Here is a 22,913-nt window from a genome sequence, read left to right as displayed (position 1 = left end):
TAAAAAATAAAATTGGAGTGAGGTAATGGAAGATAACAACTTAAACTTGATGTCGTTATATTTAAGTGATATTCAAAAATTTGATTTACTCTCAAAGGAGGAAGAATATGAACTGTTAAAACGGATTAGGGAAGATGATGACGAGCAGGCAAGACAATTATTAATTTTATCAAATTTAAGATTGGTAATAAGTACAGCTAAAAAATCGCTTGGGAATGGACTTCCTCTGATTGATTTAATTAGTGAGGGTAATATTGGATTGATAAAAGCTATAAATAAATTTGATTATGAAAAAGGACATAGGTTTAGTACATATGCAGTATGGTGGATAAAACAGTCGATAAAAAAAGCAATTATTAATATAGGGCGTGATATAAGAATACCGTCTTATAAATACGAGCAATTATCAAAAGTGAATAAAGTTATAAAAGATTATACTGCTGTTCATGGTGAAGCTCCATCAACAGAATACATTGCAAAGGAAGTTGATTTGAAGGAAAGTAAAGTTATTTTGCTTTTGGGTGAATTTCAGGATATAATGTCACTGAATGAAACAATTGGTGATAATATTTACCTGGAAGACATTATTGGGAAAAATGATGATGTGGAAGATAAAATAATAAAAGAGGATCAGCTTATTGAAATGAAAGATTTGCTTGAAAAGGTTCTGAATGAGCGTGAAAGAGCAATTCTTGAATATCGTTACGGACTGTATGACAATAAAATTCATACATTAAAGGAAATCGGTGAACAGATGGGCATTACACGTGAAAGAGTCAGACAGATTGAAAAAAAGGCTATAACAAAATTAAAGGAACACTTGGAAGAATACAAAGATATATTATAAAAGAGAGGTGAACATATGTTACATATAATCGTTGATAGAAAATCATTGTTAAAAGCTATAACTATAGTTGAAAATGCAGTAACTGAAAATAAAATAAGAGAAGTCCTTTCTGGAATTTATATTGAAACAAACGAAGGAAAGGCAATTTTACGGGGAACAGACTTGGAACTGTCTATAAATACAAAAATAGAGGCACAAGTTGAAGAAGATGGAAAAATTGTCATAAAACATAAATTAATTGAAGAATTTTTAAAACAAATTTCTGATGAAAAAATTACACTAATTGAAGAAAATGGTAAACTAATAATTCAGGCAAGTTCTACAAATACTGAATTTTCATTATACAATGCAGAAAATTTCCCAGTTCAGTCAAAACTGGAAAATGGAGTTGAATATGTATTTGAAAAGGAAAAGTTATTAAATAATATTGAAAATGTAAAAATTTCAGCTTCTCCAAATCCAGAAAATCTAGCTGTAAACTGTATCAGAGTGGAAATTGAAGAGGACAAGTTAAAACTTGTTTCATCTGACACATATAGATTGACATACATTGAAGAAGATTTGGATGACACTCAAAAAGGGAAGGAAAATCTTAGTCTGAGCATTCCGTTAAAGACAATTGACGGATTAATAAAAATTATGAAACTTATTGATGAAGAAAATATTACCGTAAAATCAGATGGCTCAAAAGTATTTTTCCAATTTTCAAATGTAGAAATATTAACTCGTACAATTGATCTGCAATTTCCAGATTACAAGTCAATTTTAAATAATTCGCAGCATAATAAAAAAATATTGTTAAATACAAAGGATTTTTTATCAGTATTAAGAAGAACGGCTATATTTGTTAGGGATAACAAAGAAGCTAAAAATGGCGGAATATTTAATTTTGCCAATAACAGGCTGCTGCTTACTGGAACGAGTGAAAATGCGCAGATAAAAGAGGAAATTGCAACAATTCAGGAAGGTGATGATTTAAAAATTTCATTGAATGTAAGGTTTTTACTTGACTACATTTCTACAATTAAAGGAAAAGTAACCGTGCTGGAATTGTTAAATAACAAAAGTTCGGTAATTGTAAGAGATGAAGATAATGATAAATCACTATATTTCACAATGCCATTGGCACTTAGGGAAAGTTAAAAAATTTAAAATAAATTTTTACGAAAGGAGAATACACAATGCCTATAAAAATACCAAATAACTTACCGGCTGTAGATATTTTAGCAAAGGAGAACATCTTTGTAATGGATGAAAATAGGGCATTGTCGCAAGATATTCGTCCTTTAAAATTTATAATAATAAATCTTATGCCTACAAAAATTGAAACAGAAACTCAGCTATTAAGATTGCTTAGTAATACTCCGCTTCAAATGGAAGTTACCTTTTTGAAAATGGCTTCCTACGTATCAAAAAATATTTCAGAAGAACATATGTCTAATTTTTATAAAACTTTCAACGATATAGAGAATGATTATTTTGATGGTTTAATTATAACAGGAGCCCCAGTGGAGAATTTGCCCTTTGAAGAAGTTGCTTACTGGCAGGAATTGACAAAAGTTATGGAATGGAGCAAAACTCACGTTTATTCGACAATGTGCATTTGCTGGGGGGCACAGGCGGCACTTTACTATCATTATGGAATAAAGAAATATTCGTTAAAGGAAAAACTTTTTGGGATTTATCCCTTAAAAATTGATATTTGTCATACGATGCTGTTACGTGGGTTTGACGAAGTGTTTAATATGCCACAGTCAAGACACACGGAAGTACGTGCGAAAGATATTGAAAGTGTATCAGAATTGGAAATTATTGCATATTCTGAAGAGGCAGGAGTTAGCATTGTCCGTACTAAGGATAAGAGGAATATCTTTATTATGGGACATCTGGAATATGATAGAATGACGCTTGCAAAGGAATATGAACGAGATGTGAAATTAGGAAAAGATATAAAAGTTCCGTTTAACTATTATCCAAATGATGATGTGAACAGGGAACCGCTTTTTGTATGGCGGGCTCATGCAAATTTATTGTTTTCCAACTGGGTAAACCATCACGTTTATCAAGGTACGCCATATGATTTGACGAAATTGGAAGAAATTTCTAATTTTAAAATTTAGATTTAATTATAGTTTTAATTGTTTTCTATATTATTTATACTAAACCTCGCTTAAAAATAAGAATAAATTTTTATAATTTAGAAAAGTTGTAATAAATTCGTTATTTAAATGGGACTTAATATTAGATGAGAAATAATATTAATAACAACTCGGCTTGAGAAAAATAGAATAAATTGAAAAAGCTCTCATATGGGAGCTTTTTATAGTAAAAATTATTATTTATAGATAGAGATATTTTCCAGCAATGGGGAATCCATTATATCAAATGGCATAACCCAGCCACCGCCATTGGAGTCAAGATCTACTTCACGTCCAACTTTTTCTCCAGCCTTTTTAAACACGAGATAAATAAACTGTGAACAGTATAATCTTTTATCGAAGTTTTTATGAAACGTCAGTCCATACGGTTTAGTTACTGTTTCATCAATTTCCTTGAATAGTGCCGCTTTAAATTTTTTATCAATATCCTTTAGCCTAAAAATAGCTACTTTTCTATTAATGTTTTGCCAAGCATATAGTGGACTTTCGCTGTATCCAGCAGAATATGAGGGGAACTCAACTATTTTTTTATTTTCGTTAAGAACGGCGGCGTGCCCCCACATTGAACGTAATGTTGGCCTTTTTGATAAAATAAGAATATCTCCTGGCTGTAATTTATCTACATTTGCAATGACTTCTCTTGGAGAATACCAAAAATATTTATCCTCCGGCTTTGTTTTACATACAAGAGCAAAAGTTAATATTAGAAATAGTATTAATCTTCGTAGATTGGCTTTTAAACAAATATTCATATAAAATTTCCTTTCTTGATTAAACTTGTGATAAAACTACTTGAAAATCGAATTTAAAAATTTATTTAGGTGTAAAAATATATGTATAAAAATTTCTATATTTTAGAAGTAGTTTAAATATATTATATAAAAAAGAGAGAAAATAGTCCAGTTTATTTTTTAATAAAAAAAGTTTTTATTTATAATTTATTTATATTAACAAATAAATTAATTTTTTTTCAAAAAAATTTAAAAAATAGCTTGTATTTTTTCTAAGTTTATGTTTTAATTAAAGTAGGGAAGTTAAATAAAATTAAAATATTTTTAGAGTAAGGAGGAATGAATGCAGACTAATCCAGCTTTAGCTGAACGAAAACAAAGAATTGATTCCAATATGTCCAAAATTAAGCATAAAATCGTGATTATGAGCGGTAAAGGTGGCGTTGGAAAGACAACAACATCTGTTAATTTAGCTTATGGATTATCGATGCGGGGATATAAGGTTGGTATTCTTGATGCTGATTTGCATGGGCCTAATGTTCCGATTATGTTTGGAAAAGAAGGCGTAAAACTTTCAAAGATTTCTGAACCGCTGGAAATAACAAAGAATTTACATATATCATCATTAAGTTTTTTTGTTCCAGATGATTCACCAGTTGTGTGGAAAGGCCCACAAAAAATTACAGCAATAATGGAAATGCTGGAAGGAATTAAATGGGGCGAAATTGACTTTTTAATAGTTGATTTGCCTCCAGGAACAGGTGATGAAACATTGGGTATTGCACAAAATATAGGCACAGATTCAAAAGCAATAATTGTTACAACACCACAGAAGGTTTCTTTACTGGATTCTACAAGAGCAATAAATTTTGCTAGACTGATAAATTTAAATCTGCTTGGTATAATTGAAAATATGAGTGGTTTTATTTGCCCTGACTGTCAAAAGGAAGTGAATATTTTTAAAAAAGGCGGTGTCAAAAAGTTGGCTCAAGAGAAAAAAACTGACTTTCTAGGCTCAATACCATTAGATGAGAATATCGTAGAATCTAGTGATAATGGGTTACCATTTATTTCAAACGATTCTGTGGCATCAAGACGGATGAATGACGTAATTACTAAAGTAATTGAAAATTTAGAAAACAAAAACGAAAGTAAATAAATGTGAAAGGAGAAGTATTTTAAATATATTATAAACGTTAATATATTTATCATACAACAAAAAAATGAAAGTATTAGTATTTAATAAAAATGAAAAAACCAGAATGGTAGTGGGACAGCTATTAAAAGAATTGAGTTTTAATGTAATATTGGCAGAAAATGAAGAACAAATGCTGGACGCACTGAAGACAGAATCTCTTGATATTTCTTTTTTAGACATCAGCTCAATTGAAGATTTTCCATTGGCGATCGAAAGAATAATAAGATATAAACGACAAAGTTATATTTTAATGGCAATTGAACAGGACGACAGATATGCTAAGACAGAGGCATTATTAAAAGGAATCGATGACTACATATATAATGACTTTAGACTGGAAGAACTTTCTGCTAAATTCAGAGCAATCGTAAGAATTTTAAACAAACGTTTGACAGAAGACGAAATGGGAATTTTGACAGCTTACGACTTAACATTAAATCCTGCAAACAGAGAAGTTAAACGTGACGGAAAAGAAATTGAATTAACAAATAAAGAATTTTTATTGCTTGAATATTTTTTAAGAAACAAGAACAGAGTGCTTACAAGAACTATGATTTCTGAAAAAATCTGGGATATAGACTTTGTTTCAGAAAGTAACATCGTAGATGTGTATGTCAATTTCTTAAGATCTAAGATAGACAAGGGATTTGATCAAAAAATCATAAAAACTGTAAGAAGTGTTGGATATATTATAAAGGAATAGTATAATTTCCTAACAAGCAATAGTGAATATCTTGATTAATCAATTCATAATTGTAATAATAACAAATTCATAAAAAATATAAATTTTTATTGATTTTATAAAATTAATGTGCTAAAATGTATCATAATAATAAATTTGGGAGTGATAAAAAATGTTTAAACAGATAGAATTATCGTATAACTTTGATGCATTGGAGCCAAATATTGATGCAAAAACTATGGAAATCCATTATGGAAAACATCATGCAGCTTATACAAACAATTTAAATGATGCACTAAAAAATAATGCACCACAATTTTTTGAAAAGCCAATAGAAGAAATTTTAGCAAATTTAGATATATTGCCGGAAAATATACGTGGAGCTGTAAGAAATAATGGGGGAGGTTTTTACAATCATAATCTGTATTTTGAAATAATGGGGCCTAACGCAGGAGGAGAGCCTACAGGAGAATTAGCTGAAAAAATAAGCGAAGCATTTGGAAGTTTTGATGAATTTAAGAAAGAATTTTCAAAAGCTGCAGCGACTAGATTTGGCTCAGGATGGGCTTGGCTTGTTGTAAATAAAGATGGAAAATTAAAAATAACTTCGACTGCAAATCAGGACAACCCATTAATGCCGGGAGCAACTTCTTGTGGATGTTCACAAGGGACTCCAATTTTAGGAATAGATGTATGGGAACATGCATACTACCTAAATTATCAAAATAGACGTCCAGATTATATTTCAGCATTCTTTAATGTTATAAACTGGGATAAAGTATCTAAAAAATATGAAGCTACAAAATAAGACAAAGTAAATTAAAATAGATTTATAGATTGAATTGGAAGCATTAATTACAATAATTCCAGTTCAATCTTTTTCTTATTTAAAAGTTTCAGATATTATTTGAATTAAAAAATATTTGTTTATAAAAGTTGACTGAAATTATTTAATTTGTTATACTTAATTTAGATGGATAAAAATATAAAATAAAATTTTAAACAGGAGGAAATAACTATGGAAAAAGTGACAAAAGATATGAATATAATGGAAGCAGTTGAAAAATATCCAATTATAGCACAGGTGCTTATGAGATACGGGCTTGGATGTGTTGGGTGCATTATTTCGAGTGCTGAAACATTGGGAGAAGGTATTGCAGTTCACGGATTAAATCCAGACATGATTCTTGAGGAAGTAAATATGATTCTTGAGAAACAGGAAGGATAAATCATTTTAAAAATAAAAAGATAATAAAAAAGTGTACGATTTTAGATTAATTTCTATTTAGTACACATTTTTTATTTATTTAAACTATTAATAAAAATCCATAAATAATATTTGTTAATAAAATTATTCCAACAAAAAACCTATTTATAAATTTAAAGATACTTTGACTTCCGAATGTAAAACTTAATGCTAGATTTAAAAGTGAATAACATAAAAACACCACCGAAAAATTATTAAAAATTAAAAATTTTGGAGTTTTTAACAGCATTAAAACTGGCGGTAATAAGTATCGGAATGAAGCAAAGAAAGTATATAAAAATATAATCAGGACTTCAAATAATAATATCAATACAGTTATTCTTTCAGCAAATTGCACTTGCTTGCCACGTAAAAATAAAAGTGATACAAATGAATAAATTCGTACAAAAAGTAATAACAATGTTAAAAATGCAAATGCGTTAATCATATCAATTCTCCATATTTTATAGTTTTATACATTTTATCATATTTGAGATAAATTCTCAAGAAAATTAAAAAAGAATTATTTTATCAAATTCCTTAAAAATTATAACAAATGCTGTTCTCTTGCCATTTTTTCCAGCTCTCTAATTCTATCCTCAGTAGATGGGTGTGTACTAAATAAATTTTTTAAGTTAAAGCTGCTAGCTGAAAATGGGTTTATGATAAACATATGTGCTGTTGCAGGATCTTGTCTATTCATTGCGATATTGTGACTGTAACTTTCCAATTTTTGCAGTGCATTACGTAAATATAATGGATTTCCTGAATATTCCGCTCCAGCTCTGTCCGCCATATATTCCCTTTTTCTTGAAATGGACATCTGAATTATTGAAGCTGCTATTGGAGCTAAAAATGAAAGAAGCATTGCAGTTCCAACATTGTTTCTTCTTCTACCTTCATCTTTATTATTTCCACTTGATACATAAGGCAAAAATCTTGCAATATTGACAATCGCTCCAGCAAAAGTGGCAGCAATCGTACTCACTAAAATATCACGATGCTTTATATGTCCCAATTCGTGAGCCATAACTCCAGCCAGCTCATTATCATCCATCAATTCAAGCAGTCCAGCAGTACAGGCAACCGCAGCATTTTGAGGATTTCTCCCAGTTGCAAAGGCATTTGGCTGACGTTCCGGAATTATATAAATTTTTGGCATTGGTAAATTTGCGTTGTTTGCCAGTTTTTGTATTAACTGATATAACCTTGGATTATTTCGGGAAGTAACTTCCTGCCCATTATATGCTTTTATAACCATCTTATCGCTAAACCAGTAGCTATAAAAACTCATTCCCCCAGCAATCAGAAGTCCAATCAAGGCCCCTCGCTGATTTCCCAATACACCACCAATCGCTACAAAGAGAAAAACTAATCCAAACATTAAAAAACCTGTTTTCATAGTATTTATAAACATAGGCATTTTTATTCTTGTATAATATAGTTACATTATACAAGCTCCTTTCATTTAATTTTTGCTAAAGGTATTATATTATAAATTAATATTTTTTTCAATATTATTTATTTAATAACATATAATAAAAATTTATTCTTACACTATTTACATTTTACATATTTATGATATAATATGAGCGAAATTTTTAGATAGAAAAAAGTAAAGTGAAAATGAATATTGAAAGGGGAGATGATTAAAAAGTGAGTGGTAAAAATCAGACGTTTGCCAGATTTTCCATGATGGTTGGAGAAGAAGGGATTGAGAGATTGAAAAACTCTAAAGTTATTGTATTTGGAGTTGGTGGAGTGGGCTCTTATACTGTGGAGGCTTTGGCTAGATCAGGAATCGGGCAGATTACGATGGTTGATTTTGATGAGATTTCAGAGTCAAATATTAATAGACAGCTGCATTCACTTAGAAGTACAATTGGAAAGTCTAAGATTGATGTTATGAAGGATAGAATTTTAGATATTAATCCAGAATGTAAGGTGGAGCTTGTGAAAAAGCTGGTTTATGATGATGTTGATGAAATTTTGGGAAATTCTGAAAATAAATCTTTAAATAATAGTAAATACGATTTTGTTGTGGATGCGATTGATGTTATCAGAAGCAAGGTTAATCTGATCGAGTATTGCGTAAAGAATAAAATAAATATCATTTCTTCAATGGGATTTGGTAACAAGATGCGTCCTGAAATGGTGGAAATTGCAAAAATAAAAAATACTTCCGTTTGTCCGATGGCAAGAACTATTAGAAGTATTTTGAAAAAGAAAGGAATTACAAATGTTCCAGTTGCATTTTCAAAAGAAATACCTGTACAGCCGAATAAATCAGAATTATTTAAGGAAGAATTGCCAACTGAATTTAGGGAAAATAACACAATTCCAAGAAAGACTACACCTGGAAGTAATGCTTTTGTACCAGGAACAGCTGGACTTGTGCTTGCTTCTTATGTAGTCAGAAAGTTATTGGAGTGGGATTAATCCCATTCTTTATGGTTTAAATAGTTGAAATTAATTATCTACTAAATAAATATTTGAAAATAATTGAAAGAAAAAAGGAGTGAAATTGATTGGAAGAAAGAAAAGAAGCTGTATTAACAGTAAATGAAGAAAAAAATTTGGAGAGAAATCAGAAAAATGATTCTCCAAAATGGGACTCAAATAGGAAGAATCTGTTGGTTAAAATATTGATTGTAATTGGACTGATTTTATGTATTTTTGGAATAATGGATAAAATTTTTGAGCATACAATTTTTAATTTTTTCAAAAATTTGACAATGCCGTATTTGGAAAAAACTTATGAAGAGTCGAAAAAGATGTTTTTGACATTATCGCTTTTGAAGGGGACGACGGATATTATTGAGGGAAGTACGGTTAATGTCAGTATGATTGTTGGGATGGAAATTGAAATTGGAGATATTATTCAGCCTATTTATGATATGATAAATATTTTGTGGAAAGTGTCACTTGCGAGCGTTGTTATACTGAAGCTGGAAACGATTTATTATGAAATTTTTAAGGTGAAATTAGCTACAATTTTGACATTTATTTCATTAATTACGATTTTTCCATATACTATTTACAAAAATAAAATTACAAGAATTTTTAGAAAGATTTCTAAATATTCATTTTTTATATTATTGTACATTTACATAGTTTTACCAAGTGCAATATTTGTAAATTCAACAATATCAAGCTATTTTGAAAAAGAATACAAGGAACCTGCAATTGTTGAACTAAATCAGGATTTGGGAAGATTAAATAAAGTAAAGGATGAAATGCTTTCGTTAGATCAGTCTAAAAGTATTTTTAATATTCCAGGGCAAATTGACAGTGCAAAAGTCAAGATTGATAATTTTTCAAAGGAAATAAATGTTATTTCAAAAGACTTGGTTGAAAATACGCCAGTTATTATTGGAATAATTTTATTGACATCAATAGTATTGCCATTGTTAATAGCAATTTTACTTTATGTGGTTACGAAGTCGATTGTTTTTGAGAAGATTGGTGGAGGTAGGAAGAATTGAAAGGAAATGCAATATTAAAAATTTTGATTGCACTTTTGTAGGAAAAAGGGTATAATTTAATTATTAAATAGTAGTTAAGGAGATGGTAATATGGAAAAAATAATAAATGTTGCTCAGTATATTTTCAATGAATATAAAAGAGTAACAGAAGAAATTATTGATGAAATGAAATTGCAAAAATTATTATATTTTTCACAGAGAGAAACATTTGCTATTTTAAATCAGCCTCTTTTTAACGAAGTATTTGAGGGGTGGAAGTATGGACCTGTTTCTAGGGAGGTTAGAACAGTTTTTACTGAAGATGGTATAAATGCACAAACAGAAGATATAAAAAGCGAAAGTAAATACATAATAAATAACATAATTCAAGAATACGGGGCATTGGCTTCGTGGAAATTAAGTGTATTGACACATAAAGAAACTTCGTGGCTTAACTCACGAAAAGGACTTAAAAAGGAAGAAAATGGAAATGTGAAAATTAAAATGGAAGATATAAGAGAAGATGCAAAAAAAGTAAGGCCTTATGATTATATGTGGGATATGTATTATGACGAATTTGAAGATTATGAAGTGATAGTTTAATGATAGGTAAAATAGTCAAATGTTTAACCCAATATTATGATATAAGATTACAGAGAAATTCCATTAAATCAAGACCTGCGTTAGTATTAAAAAGTCCTGTAAATGATGATTACGTAGTCCTTCCTATCTCGAGTATTTCAAATAGAGCAAACGTAAATCCGATATACGATATAGAAATAGATCCAGTAAAATTTCCTAAAATAAATTTGACAAGATTATCGTATGTTAGAACACACAGAATAGTTTCAATACCAAGACAGCAAATAGATACAAGTGTTATAATAGGAGATTTAAAATTAGATTACGAAGAGCTATTTTTAGAAATAGTGGAAAAAGTGGAGCAATTTCACAATGAAATTATGGAAGGACTATTAGAATAGTGAAAGTATTTTAAGAATAAGAATCACAGTTATTCAGTTAGCTGTGATTTTTTTGTTGATTTATTTAAAATAACTTTACTAAAGTTAATAATTTTATAATTTTTTGTAGATATGGACAAAAAGTGTCCAACTTATTATGATATAATCATTATAAAATTGGAAAAGCCTTTTTTTTGAGGTATAATTCTAAGGATATACAAATTATAAATAAAATGAAAATATTGATTCACTAAATTTTATGGAAAGGAAAAAGATGGAAAAGTCAGTAAAAACAGAGAAGTTATTTAGGTTTATAGAAATTAAGGAAAAACTGGAAAAAGGAGAAATTTTAAAAAAGAAAAAATTGTCTGAGAAATATGGAGTTAGTGAAAAGAGTATTCAGCGTGATTTTGATACATTAAACAGTTATTATGCTGAAAAAAATCAAAGCAAGGTTGTATATAATTGGCAAAAAGAGGGCTATGAACTGCAAAAAGATGTGAATATAAATGTATTTACTAATGAGGAAATATTAGCAATTAGTAAAATATTGCTGGAAAGTAGAGCATTTTGTAAGGAAGAATTAGAGATTCTTTTAAGGAAAATAGCAAAGCAGGCAGCCAGTAGTGACAGCTATAAGAGAATTGAAAAAATCATAAAAAATGAGCGATTTAACTATGTTCAATTACAACACGGAAAACCTCTCCTTAAATCGATTTGGAATTTATCCAAATACATTACTGACAGAAAAATTATAGAAATTGAATATACGTCTAACATTGGAAAAAAGAAATTTCATGCAGTAAAGCCACTTTCAATAATGTTTTCAGAATTTTACTTTTATCTAATTGTATTTATGGTAAATAAAGATGATGAGATACCAATTGTCTTTAGGATTGACAGAATAACGGAAGTCAGAAATACAAATAAAAAATTTGATATTCCGTATAATTCAAGATTTGAAGATGGAGAATTTAGAAAAAGGATACAATTTATGTATTCAGGAAAATTGCATAAAGTAAAATTTGAATATACAGGGCTGAAAGAAGTAGTTCTGGATAGGTTACCAACGGCAGAAATAAAGAAAGAGGAAAATTTGGAAAATAATATGAAAAAATATACAATTTGGGCTGAAATTTATGGAAAAGAAGGAATTAAAATGTGGCTTAGAAGTCAAGGGAAAAAAGTAAAAATATTGGAGGATTAGAAATGGAAAATTTTAATTTTAATAAGTATTCTGATGATGTTCAAAGATTTATTTCAGAACTTGAAGAAATAGATAGCATAATTGATCAGAATCATTCAATATTGATAAAAAGCAATTGGGAAATAATTATGAAAGAATGGGAAATCAAAGGAGTAGAAAATAAAATTGCTTTTTTTCACAAAAAAATAAAAGCATTAAAGGAAGTTTTTATCGATTATGATTTACAAAAAGATAAACTGATAATAAATGATAAAAATGGAGTTTATCCTTATACATTTGAGTTAAAAAAATTTATAAGAGAAATAAAAAATAAATATAATTCAAAACTTTATAATGAAGTATGCAAAATTAATAATTATAAAAAAGAATTATCACAGGAAATAAAGAAAGAAAATAAGTTTACAAACGTGTGGACTGAAACCAATAGAAAAAAGGAAATTTTAAAAAATACAATAAAACAGTCCCGAAAACTATACAATTCAATACTTAGTGAAAAACAGTTAAAATTGGATCTTGTTATCAATTCAGAAAGAGTAAATTTAAGTAAAAAACTAATAGATACATTAGCAGAATTAGCAGAAAAAGAGGCAGAAAGACAAAAATTGTTATCTGAATATGAAAAATTACTCTTAAAAAGGGAAGGATTTGTGAATAAAATTGAGATTGAGGAGATGTTTAGGGATAGGAAGGAAGAGGAGTTGAAGGGGATGAATAGAAAAGTATAAATTTTTTGAATAGGAAAAAGAAAAGGAGATAGAAAAATGGTTAGTAAAACAATAATTTTTAATTACCGCTACGGAATAGACATATATTTTACTACGGAGGTTATGCGAAAAGCACGAGAATTTGAAAGTAAAATTGAAATTGAGTATGATGGAAAAAAAATAAAAAATAAATCTTCATTGATGTTAAGCGGTTTTGGAATTAAAATGGGTTCAGAAATTACTATTTATGCAGATGGAACTGACGAGGAAGAAGCATTGGAAACAGTATCAAATCTTTTAGGAATTATAGCTGAAGAAGATATATGCAAGCAGGAAATGGCAATTGTGGATGAACAGGAAGAACTGGAAAAAGAAAAAAACAAAAGTCCAGAAGAAATTGAAAAGGAATTAGAAAAAATTGTTGAAGAAGCCGCATCTAACAAAGATAATCTTACAATTGGAAAGAGAATAATATGTAGCCGTAGAAATAATCAACTAGGTATTGGGATAAATATTGGAGGATGTATTATTCATCCATTTAATTTGATGGCAGGACCTGACTTTGATGTTAAAACTTCAATTGAAAGAATTTGGGATGTTATGGTTTATCGAATTGACAAGAAATTTAGAATTAATAATTCGATGTGGACAATAGTTCCTTCTATAAAAAAGAGAATTAAAGATATTATAGAAGAAGATGTTAAAAAAAATAATTTGGAAGAAAAATTATCAGAATCAATGATTCCTTATGTGTATTTTAATGTTCCGGGTTCAATAATGTCTCAAGTAACAAGAAAACTTAGAAACGCATATATAGTTTCATTAAAGAATACACTTAAATATGAGGATTCAGGGGAAATAATTGTGCCTACATATAAGGAGTTTATGATGGAATTTGATAGGAATTTTGAGATGCCGGAGATTAAGTGGAGCATGATGAGATTTATAAAATAATAATAAAATCTTTAATAAAAAAATGTAAGATTAAAAATTTTAAATTAATATAGTAAAATCTCTTTAAAACCGAATTCAAAAGTTATGGCTATTCTACTCCAACCTTAAATTTATATAATTTTTAGTAGTTCAATTTTAAACGGGGTCGAGTATATAATAAAATTTATTCATATATTAGCTAAGACTTAATAAAAAATTTGAAAATATTTGAAGGTGTGGTATAATATCCGTAGTAAAATAATAAAAATATTAAAAGGAATTAATTATGATTCAAGAAAATAACTATAAAAAAAGGGAAAATAAAATTATACTAATGATTGCAGGAGAAGCCAAAAGCGGGAAATCAACTTTTATTAATGCATTTTTAGGAAAAGAAATTTTACCTACTGATGCTAAACAATGTACAAATTCTATTATAAAAATAAGATATGGAGAAAAATTATCTTTAATTTTAAAATATATGAATAGTTCAAGAATTATAACAAATTTTGAAAAAATTAGGAAAAATTTGAAAGAAGGAGCCTCAATTGATGACAAATATAGAGATTTACCAGTATTTCTTATAAATAATTTTATATTAAAAAATAAAGATGATATTAATGAAAAAAGTATAAAAGATTTTATTAAAAGTGTAGAAAAAGAAAATATTTACGGATATTGTTATGAAGAATATAGCCAAAAAATTAAAAATTATATTCAAAATAAACAAAACTGGGATAAGATAATAACTGAAATAGAAATATCATATCCTTTTGAAAATGAAGTATTTAAAAATGTAATAATTGTTGACAGCCCAGGTGTCAATGCTGAGGGAAGATTAGGAGATATAACAAATCAAGTTATAAAAAATGTTGATGCAATAATATTTGTGAAACCAATAATAGGACAAGCCTTAGAGTTAAATTCATTTATAAAGTTTATTGAAAAAAATACTAATAATAAAGATAAAGAAAATGTATTTTTATTATTAACTCATTCTTCAAGTGAAACAAAAGAAAAATTAGAAATACTGAAAAAAGAAGCAGTAAAAATTTATGGTAATAAGGTAAATACTCAACAAATAGAATATTTAGATAGCAAAGTACAACTTTTCATTAATGAGATTAAAGATATGGATTCAAAAGAAATAGAGGAATATTTGGAAAAGTTGGAAAAAGAAGGTTTATATTTTAATTTTATGACACCACCAATAAACATAAAAAAATTTAATAAGGCTGATTACATTAAATATTTGGAAAGTAAATCTAATTTTAGTAACGCGTATAAAGAAATTTTAAAATTTATAGTTAAAAATTTAAGAAAAGTAATTAAATAGTGTATAATAAAAAGTACAAAAAAAATAAAAAATTGAAAATGCCTAATTAAAAAAAGGAGAATAGTAAAATGATTCACAAAAATAGTGATAATAAAAAAAAGAATAAAGTATTAGAAAATGAAGGAACAGAAAAATTTGTAAGAAAAGAACAATATTATGCTTTAAATGAAATAATAAAAGAAATCCCAAGTATTTGTAAAAAAATAGAAGATGGTTTAAAATATGAAATGAAGTTATATGAAGATAAAATAACAAAGGATCCTACTGAATTTGCAGTTCAAATTGACGAAATTAAAACTAAAATTAATGAAATTAATATAAAAATTGGTAGAAAAATAGATGAAGTAAAAGAAAAATATATTAATCCTAAAGGAATAATACTAATAAAAACGGAAGAAAAAATTTTAGAGTTAAAAAAAGAAATCGAATATCTTGATACAAAAAATGATGATTCCATAAATGAATTAAAAAAAATATCATTAGAAAAAATAAAAGAATTAAAAGAGTCTTGTAAAATTATACAAAGAGATATAGTAGAAGAATACAACAAAGAATTTGATGCATTAATTGATAGATTTGAAGCAATATATCCAACACTAGAACTAGATTTTACAGAAGAAGATTTAAAAAATATGGAAGATGAAATTAAAAAAGATATTTTTGAAGAAAAATCATATGAAACAGGAATAATATTTAAAAAAACATATTTCTATTCTGAATATTCAAAAACTAAACACTTTGAAATACTAAAGGAAAATATACTTGGTAAAATGAATGAAATTCAAATAGAAGTCGTGAATAATCTAATAGATTTTGTTAATAATATTAGTAGTGAGTATGTAAAAGAGTTAATAAAAAATGCAAATGAACATAAACAAAAATTTAATGAGTTACTAGAAGAAAAAAACGAGAGTGATATAAAAATGAAAGTTGACAAATTAGAATATCTAATTAAAGAAATAACTTTATTTGAAAATAAAGCTAAAAATTTAAGAGAAGAAATAAAGAAATATATTTAAAAATATTATAAAATAAAGGAGAATAGCAAAATGATTCAAAAAAATAATTATGAGGAAAAAAAACAGAAAGTATTAGAATTAAATGAGAAATTTCAGGAAATAATAGAAAAAAATGATGTAAAAGAGAAAGTAAGACAAATTCAGAAACCAATAAGTGGCTTGAATAACCAAATTGAAAACATAAAGAAAGATAAGTTTGTACTTATGATAGCAGGAGAAGCAAAAAGTGGGAAATCTACTTTTATAAATGCTTATTTAGGTAAAGATATACTTCCTATGGATGTTAAGCAATGTACAAGTTCAATTATAGAAATAAAATATGGAGAAGAATTTTCTTTACTGGCTGAATATGCTGGTGGTAAAAAAGAACAGATAAAAGGTAAAGAGGATATAGCAAAATTTTTGAAAGATAATGCCGCATTAAATGATGATTATAGGGATATACCTGTTCCAACTATTAACAATGAGATATTAGTAAAATACAAAGGAAAAATATCTGAAAGAGTAGTAGAAAATTTAATAGAAGAGGTTAAAGAAGACAATATATACAATTTACCTGAAGAAGAATACAATGGTAAAATAAAAAGGTACATTGAAGAAAATAAAAATAAATGGCAGAATATTATTACAAAAATGGTAATTTTATATCCATTTAAAATAGAATCACTAAAAAATATAGAAATAATAGACAGTCCAGGAGTAAATGCAGCAGGACATGTAGGAGATGTAAGTGAAAATTATATAGAAACAGCAAATGCAATAATGTTTTTAAAATCTATAACAGGACAGGCATTAGAATCAACTTCATTCAAAAAATTTTTAGATAAGGGAAGTGTAGAAAGAAATAAGGGAACTTTATTTTTAATACTAACACGTGCAGCAGATTTAAATAATCAGAATTTAGAAAAACAAAAAGAAGAGGCAAAAAAACAGTATGGAAGTAAAGTTGATGAGGGACAGATAGTTGTAGTAGATAGTAAAGTACAGATGTTTCTTAATGAGATTTCAAAATATTCAACTTATGATGATATAAAAGAATATTTATTTGAATTACAGAATAACAATCAAATTGAAGGTTTTATGAATCCACCAATAAATGTATCAGAAAAAAGTAGTTATATGAAATACTTAATAGAAAAATCAAGATTTGAAGACATAAATGAAGCAATAGAAAAATTTGCAAGAAAATCACAGTATTATGCTTTAAATGAGGCAGTGAATAATATTTCAAATATTTGTGAGAAAATAAAAGCTGGTATAAGTGATAATATTGAACGGTATGAATCTAAAATTACAAAAGATCCTACTGAATTTGCAAAAGAAATTAATGAAATTCAGAAAAAAATTGATGAAATTAATATAAAAATTAGTAGAAAAGTAGATGAAGTAAGATTCAAATATATAAATTCTAAAGGGATAATAGAAAAAAAAGCAGAAGAAAAAATTTCAGAGTTAGAAAAAGAAATTAAATCTCTTGATGCAGAAAATGATAATTCCATAAATGAATTAGAAAAAATATCGTTTAGAAAAATAGAAGAGCAAAAAGAATTTCAAAAAGTTATACAGGAAGAAATAGTTAAAGAATGTAATGAAACATTAATTTTATTAAGTGACGGATCAAAAATATCATATCAAGTATTAGAACCGAATTTTACAGAAGAAGATTTTAAAAATATGAAGGATGAAACTGAAAAAGAGGCTAATGAAGAAAAGTCTTATGAAACTGGAGTAACATTTAAGAAAACACATTTTTATTCTGAATATTCAAGAAATAAACATTTTGAAGTACTAAAAAATAATATACTTGATAGAATAAAAAAAATTCAAAAAGAAGTTGTGAATAATTTAATAGATTTTGTTTGTAGTATTAGTGACAAATATACAGAAGAATTATTTAAAAATGCAAATGAAGAAAAACAAAAATTAAATGAATTACTTGAAGAAAAAGCGAAAACAGAAGAAATAAAAGAAAAAATTGAGAAACTAAGATGTATAATTCAAGAAGTAAATACATTTAAAGAAAAAATTGAAAATTTAAGAAAGGAAATAAAAGAGTATGTATAATAGAGAAAAAGATATAGATGAAATATTTTTAGATTTAAAAAAAGAATCATATGAAGTATTCAATTTAAGTTCAAATATAGACAGTATAATTAAAAAAATTATTGACAAAATTTCATTAGATTTGACGATTAAAAGTAAAATGTTAATTACAGATATATATTCAGAAATGTCAAAAAGAACTTTAGCATCTAAAGAATTTGAAGATATTGAAAGAAAAAGTAAATTTTATGAAACAAATATAAAAAAAGAGATATTAGAAAAATATAAATTTCAAGTGACTAATAAAATTGACTATAAAGAAGCAAATAAATTATACACTTCACTTGGAATGGCGGCAGGAACGATGGCAATAGGTGGAATTTTGAAATATGTGTTACAAAATAATATAAATATTCCTTTTATTGCTATAATTTGTGGAGCAATTATGGCTTTTGGAGCATCTTATTTTTTAAAGCCCTCAGCAAATAAAAGAAATTTGGAAAAGGCTGTAGATGAATTTTTAGATAAGACAAAAAAAGAATTTATTGCTTGGTTTCATGAAATTGAAAAATACTACAATAAAAGAGTAAGAGATATTATTAATTATTTTGAGGAGAAATAAAATGGAGAATGAACTAGAAAAACATGAAAAAGAATTTAGAAGAGATACAGAAGTTATTACAATACAAGGTAATGAACTTTTGAAAACTTTATATCCACACTATTTAATTGGAGAAAATCAGCTTGAATCGTATATTGAAAAAGATTCTTCATCAATTTTGAATAAATTTAAATATTTTAGGATAAAAAGTTGCTCTGTTGAAAAAATCGGAGATGAATTTGACTATTTGTATCAAAAAATGCAAAAATTATTTTCTGCTATTCATCCGTTAGGATTAACTGTAACATACGGAGTAGTAACAATAGATGGAATGGCTAATATTGTTTTTGGGATTAATAATACTGAAAATATAGAATTAATAAAAAAAGTTATTTCAGGATTATTGTTAGGAATAGAATTAGAAGAAATTGAACCTAAATTTGAAAAATGTATTAATAGATATAATGGGATATTTTCAGCTATTCCTTCTTGTAAAATTGAAAATAAAAAACAGAAGTTTGATATTTCTCCTCTAATGAGAGGATTGAATGGTGAAAATTATACATTATTATTTATTGCAACTCCTGTATCAGAAAATGTAGTTTCAAAAAAAATGGAAGATTTAATTCAAATTAAGGATAACTGTTTTGCAGTAAGTAAAAGAAATATTGCTAGACAACAGGGGAAAACTAAGACTGATACTAGAACTGAAGGAGAAAGTGAAAATACATCTCATACAGTAGGAGCTTATGCTGGATTTTTTTGGGTATTTGGAGGAGGAGTTTCTTATTCACACAATTGGTCTAAAGGAAAAAATTGGAGTGATAGTGTTTCAAATGCTATTTCAAATAATGAAACAATTTCAGGAGATGTACAAAATAGTTTTGCTTTAGAGTTAATGGAATATGCAGAAGAAGGAATTGAAAGATTCAAATTAGGAAAAACTTGTGGAATGTGGAAAACTGTGATTACTTATTCTTCAGATTCAAAATTAGCAAGAAATCTTATACAATCATCGTTAAGCGGAGAAATTGCAAAACCAAATTCCAAATTATTACCAGCTAAATCATTTAGTTCTGATAATATTTCTGAAACTTTACTTATTCCAAAAGGAATGACAGATAAAGAAATGGAAAATCCACTGGCAACTTATTTAAGTTCTACAGAATTAAGTTTGATATGTACGTTACCAACTGACAGCACACCTAATTTTGAATTAATAAATCAAAGGCAGTATTCATTGAGATTACCTGATTCAAATGGAGAAACAATTGAAATTGGAAAAGTTTCAGACAATGGGAATATTATAGACAATATGAGTTTTAAAATGACAGAAGATGATTTAAATAAACATACTTTTGTATGTGGGATTACAGGAAGTGGAAAAACTACAACCGTTAAAAATATTTTATCAAACTGTGAAAAACCATTTATGGTAATAGAACCAGCTAAAAAAGAATATAGAAATATTGAACTTAAAAATAATACAAATGTTGAAGTTTATACTCTTGGAAAACCTGAAATAAATTGCTTACAGATGAATCCGTTTTATATACTTCCAGGAATAAGTCCTCAGATGCATATTGATTTTTTAAAGGATTTATTTAATGCTTCTTTTTCATTTTATGGTCCAATGCCCTATATTCTTGAAAAATGTCTTCAAAACATATATATTAAAAAAGGCTGGAATTTAGTATTGGGGTATCATCCTTATTTAATAAACGAAAAAAGCTTTAATAATCTATTTGATATTGATAAAATGAATAAAAAATATAATCTTTCGTCACACAAATTTCTTTTCCCAACTATGTATGATTTGAAATGTGAGGTTGAAAGATACATAGAAAAAGAATTACAATATGAAGGAGAAGTTTCAGGGAATATAAAATCAGCTATAAAAACAAGATTGGAAAGTCTGTGTAATGGTGCAAAAGGATTCATGTTTAATACAAATGAATTTGCTAACATAGAAAAGCTTTTAAACAAAAATACTATTTTTGAATTGGAAGGACTTGCAGATGATTCAGATAAAGCTTTTTGTGTAGGGTTGCTTATAATATTTATTAATGAATATCGGCAAGTAAAAAAAGAAGAAGAAGGAAGCAAGGAATTAGAATTACAGCATTTATTAGTAATTGAAGAAGCACATAGATTACTTAAAAATATTGGTACAGAAAGAATATCAGAAAATATGGGAAATCCTAAAGGAAAAGCAGTAGAGCATTTTACAAATATGATAGCAGAAATGCGTTCATACGGACAAGGAGTTATTATTGCTGAGCAGATACCGACTAAACTTGCTCCAGATGTAATAAAAAATTCATCAAATAAGATTATTCATAGGATAGTTTCTTATGATGATCAGGAAATAATAGCAAATACGATTGGACTTTCAAGAGAGGATGCACTTTACTTGGGAATGTTAAAGACTGGATTTGCAGTCTGCCATAAAGAAGGAATGGCAAATCCAATAAATGTGAAAGTAAATTATGTTCATGATAAGTTTATTTCAGATTCAAAACTATATGGTAAAGAACCTGAAGAAAGAAAGGAGCGTATAAATTTAAGTATTATAGATTCAGGTTTGCAAGATATAATAGATGAAAAATCAATCAAATTATTAAGAACCTTAATGATATGTGATACAGATATAGTAATAAAATCTATAAGAAAAATTAAGGAAGAAATCGAAAACAGCTTAATTTCTAAAAATATCAAATTAATTTTCCCAACTTTAGAAGAATTAAATAAAATTTTATCACAAAAAATAGTAGAATCTGTAGTAAAATTTCTAGGAAATGGAATATTCAGCTTAAATAAAATAGTATCAGAAGAATTGTTTAGTAAAATAATGGAGAGTATTAAGTATCCTGAAGAAGAAAATATAACTGAATTAAAAAAAATAATGGAGAAAGAATACGAAAGACGATTAAAAGAAAAGGTCAAAGAAATTTTAATTCAAGAAATAATATATAAAATAACATTAGAAAATATAGCTGAGATTGATATTATAAGTAGTATAAAGAATTTCTTTGTTATAATAACGGATAAAGAGATTGATGAAATAATTGAAAAATTGAAAGGGGAAATAAAAAATGGAGAAATTTATTAAATCTATTGTTGAAAATTCAGTTAAACCTAATGAAATAGGCAATTTAGAAGAATTTGGAATTTCTGAATTGAAAAATGGTAAAATTATAGAACAAGATTTAGATTTAGTAAAATCGGGTTCACTAGAATCTTTGAATTCATTGAATCAAGAAAAGAATCTTGATTTGAATAAATTAAGTTTTCCTGCTATATCTGAAAGTGACAAAACTAGGATAAGGGAAGAGACAGGATGGTCAAAAGAAATTATTGATTGTATAAAAAATATGAAACAGTATGAAATTTATAAAGCTGCTGATTTAGAAGAAAAAGAAATTAATGGAAGAAAATGTTTAGTAAAGAAAGATTTAGATTTAGATTATATAGATGAAAAAACAGGATTAAGTAATAAAGAACGTATGGAAAGAGGAATGGCTCCAATATATGAAAAAACAGGTGAAAAAATAGAACTTCATCATATGGATCAGAAATTTGATTCACCATTTGCTGAATTAACTGAAAATAGTGAACATGGCGGTAAAAATCATAAAATTTTACATGATAATAGTATAGAAAGTTGGAGACGTGATCCTGAATTAAAAAGAGAGTATAATAACATACAAAGACCTAAACATTGGAGAAGCAGATTAGCGATGTTAGAAAGATAATTAAAAAATAAATTGTTAAAAATATA

23 protein-coding genes are annotated in these 22,913 nt (G+C 27.1%); 20 read left to right on the top strand and 3 right to left on the bottom strand.

Translation table 11 applies throughout. The annotated features are described in order from the left end of the window. The first annotated feature begins 25 nt into the window (after positions 1–25). Genes K324_RS0100465 through metA form a run of 3 tightly spaced genes read left to right on the top strand, consistent with a single transcriptional unit; the run spans position 26 to position 2,967 of the window. Positions 26–847 (top strand): sigma-70 family RNA polymerase sigma factor, encoded by an 822-nt coding sequence (locus tag K324_RS0100465; protein WP_026747404.1) that lies wholly within the window; start codon positions 26–28, stop codon positions 845–847. Positions 848–862: 15 nt separating this feature from the next. After that, complete coding sequence (gene dnaN, locus K324_RS0100460; RefSeq protein ID WP_026747403.1) at positions 863–1,990, top strand: DNA polymerase III subunit beta; 1,128 nt, start codon at positions 863–865, stop codon at positions 1,988–1,990. A gap of 38 nt (positions 1,991–2,028) precedes the next feature. Then, the gene (gene metA / locus K324_RS0100455; RefSeq protein ID WP_026747402.1) at positions 2,029–2,967 is read left to right on the top strand and encodes a homoserine O-acetyltransferase MetA; all 939 of its coding nucleotides are present in this window, start codon (positions 2,029–2,031) and stop codon (positions 2,965–2,967) included. 215 nt (positions 2,968–3,182) lie between these two features. Here metA and K324_RS0100450 read toward each other — a convergent pair whose 3' ends face one another. Beyond that, positions 3,183–3,758: a YiiX/YebB-like N1pC/P60 family cysteine hydrolase gene (locus K324_RS0100450; RefSeq protein ID WP_026747401.1), complete on the bottom strand. Its 576-nt coding sequence runs from the start codon at positions 3,756–3,758 to the stop codon at positions 3,183–3,185. 322 nt (positions 3,759–4,080) lie between these two features. Between K324_RS0100450 and K324_RS0100445 the strand changes: the two genes are divergently transcribed. From K324_RS0100445 to K324_RS0100430, 4 genes are all read left to right on the top strand, one after another. Beyond that, positions 4,081–4,896 (top strand): Mrp/NBP35 family ATP-binding protein, encoded by an 816-nt coding sequence (locus K324_RS0100445; RefSeq protein WP_026747400.1) that lies wholly within the window; start codon positions 4,081–4,083, stop codon positions 4,894–4,896. A 64-nt stretch (positions 4,897–4,960) separates the two neighbouring features. Further along, the gene (locus K324_RS0100440; protein WP_021769808.1) at positions 4,961–5,638 is read left to right on the top strand and encodes a response regulator transcription factor; all 678 of its coding nucleotides are present in this window, start codon (positions 4,961–4,963) and stop codon (positions 5,636–5,638) included. Positions 5,639–5,789: 151 nt separating this feature from the next. Beyond that, positions 5,790–6,425 (top strand): superoxide dismutase, encoded by a 636-nt coding sequence (locus K324_RS0100435; RefSeq protein WP_026747399.1) that lies wholly within the window; start codon positions 5,790–5,792, stop codon positions 6,423–6,425. 210 nt (positions 6,426–6,635) lie between these two features. Continuing rightward, positions 6,636–6,845: a DUF1858 domain-containing protein gene (locus K324_RS0100430; RefSeq protein WP_026747398.1), complete on the top strand. Its 210-nt coding sequence runs from the start codon at positions 6,636–6,638 to the stop codon at positions 6,843–6,845. Positions 6,846–6,924: 79 nt separating this feature from the next. On the opposite strand, the gene K324_RS0100425 is transcribed toward K324_RS0100430, so the two are convergent. After that, on the bottom strand, positions 6,925–7,311 hold the full coding sequence (locus K324_RS0100425) for a hypothetical protein (protein ID WP_026747397.1): 387 nt from the start codon (positions 7,309–7,311) through the stop codon (positions 6,925–6,927). Positions 7,312–7,410: 99 nt separating this feature from the next. Then, entirely contained in the window at positions 7,411–8,280 is an 870-nt protein-coding gene (gene htpX, locus K324_RS0100420) for a zinc metalloprotease HtpX (RefSeq protein ID WP_026747396.1), read from the bottom strand. Between the two features lie 239 nt (positions 8,281–8,519). On the opposite strand from htpX, the gene K324_RS0100415 reads away from it, so the two are divergent. The 13 genes from K324_RS0100415 to K324_RS14040 all read left to right on the top strand — a co-directional run bounded on the left by K324_RS0100415 (position 8,520) and on the right by K324_RS14040 (position 22,887). Then, positions 8,520–9,302 carry a tRNA threonylcarbamoyladenosine dehydratase gene (locus K324_RS0100415; protein WP_026747395.1) on the top strand — a complete coding sequence of 261 codons (783 nt, stop codon included), beginning with the start codon at positions 8,520–8,522 and terminating at the stop codon, positions 9,300–9,302. Between the two features lie 89 nt (positions 9,303–9,391). After that, positions 9,392–10,348, top strand: coding sequence for a hypothetical protein (locus K324_RS0100410; protein WP_026747394.1), 957 nt, complete (start codon positions 9,392–9,394; stop codon positions 10,346–10,348). A gap of 90 nt (positions 10,349–10,438) precedes the next feature. Beyond that, on the top strand, positions 10,439–10,930 hold the full coding sequence (locus tag K324_RS0100405) for a Panacea domain-containing protein (protein ID WP_026747393.1): 492 nt from the start codon (positions 10,439–10,441) through the stop codon (positions 10,928–10,930). After that, positions 10,930–11,310: a type II toxin-antitoxin system PemK/MazF family toxin gene (locus K324_RS0100400; protein WP_026747392.1), complete on the top strand. Its 381-nt coding sequence runs from the start codon at positions 10,930–10,932 to the stop codon at positions 11,308–11,310. The genes K324_RS0100405 and K324_RS0100400 overlap by 1 nt, the downstream gene beginning before the upstream one ends. Positions 11,311–11,563: 253 nt before the next feature. Next, positions 11,564–12,496: a helix-turn-helix transcriptional regulator gene (locus K324_RS0100395; protein ID WP_026747391.1), complete on the top strand. Its 933-nt coding sequence runs from the start codon at positions 11,564–11,566 to the stop codon at positions 12,494–12,496. A 2-nt stretch (positions 12,497–12,498) separates the two neighbouring features. Continuing rightward, a complete protein-coding gene (locus K324_RS0100390) occupies positions 12,499–13,221 on the top strand; it encodes a hypothetical protein (RefSeq protein ID WP_026747390.1) in 723 nt (240 codons plus the stop codon). Between the two features lie 36 nt (positions 13,222–13,257). Next, a complete protein-coding gene (locus K324_RS15090) occupies positions 13,258–14,154 on the top strand; it encodes an HPr family phosphocarrier protein (RefSeq protein ID WP_051354350.1) in 897 nt (298 codons plus the stop codon). A gap of 265 nt (positions 14,155–14,419) precedes the next feature. After that, the gene (locus K324_RS14045) at positions 14,420–15,469 is read left to right on the top strand and encodes a dynamin family protein (protein WP_051354349.1); all 1,050 of its coding nucleotides are present in this window, start codon (positions 14,420–14,422) and stop codon (positions 15,467–15,469) included. A gap of 68 nt (positions 15,470–15,537) precedes the next feature. Next, a complete protein-coding gene (locus tag K324_RS0100375) occupies positions 15,538–16,488 on the top strand; it encodes a hypothetical protein (protein WP_026747389.1) in 951 nt (316 codons plus the stop codon). 30 nt (positions 16,489–16,518) lie between these two features. Beyond that, positions 16,519–18,552 carry a dynamin family protein gene (locus K324_RS0100370; RefSeq protein WP_026747388.1) on the top strand — a complete coding sequence of 678 codons (2,034 nt, stop codon included), beginning with the start codon at positions 16,519–16,521 and terminating at the stop codon, positions 18,550–18,552. After that, entirely contained in the window at positions 18,545–19,153 is a 609-nt protein-coding gene (locus K324_RS0100365) for a hypothetical protein (protein WP_026747387.1), read from the top strand. Before K324_RS0100370 ends, K324_RS0100365 begins: the two co-directional genes overlap by 8 nt. 1 nt (position 19,154) lies before the next feature. Further along, a complete protein-coding gene (locus K324_RS0100360) occupies positions 19,155–22,244 on the top strand; it encodes an ATP-binding protein (protein ID WP_051354348.1) in 3,090 nt (1,029 codons plus the stop codon). After that, entirely contained in the window at positions 22,228–22,887 is a 660-nt protein-coding gene (locus K324_RS14040; RefSeq protein ID WP_036094834.1) for an HNH/ENDO VII family nuclease, read from the top strand. Before K324_RS0100360 ends, K324_RS14040 begins: the two co-directional genes overlap by 17 nt. Positions 22,888–22,913 lie beyond the last annotated feature (26 nt).

Origin of the sequence: Leptotrichia trevisanii DSM 22070 (assembly GCF_000482505.1) — a bacterium.
Taxonomy (GTDB): domain Bacteria; phylum Fusobacteriota; class Fusobacteriia; order Fusobacteriales; family Leptotrichiaceae; genus Leptotrichia; species Leptotrichia trevisanii.
The sequence above is the reverse complement of the archived record's forward strand: the minus strand, read 5'-3'. Positions and strand labels throughout refer to the sequence as shown.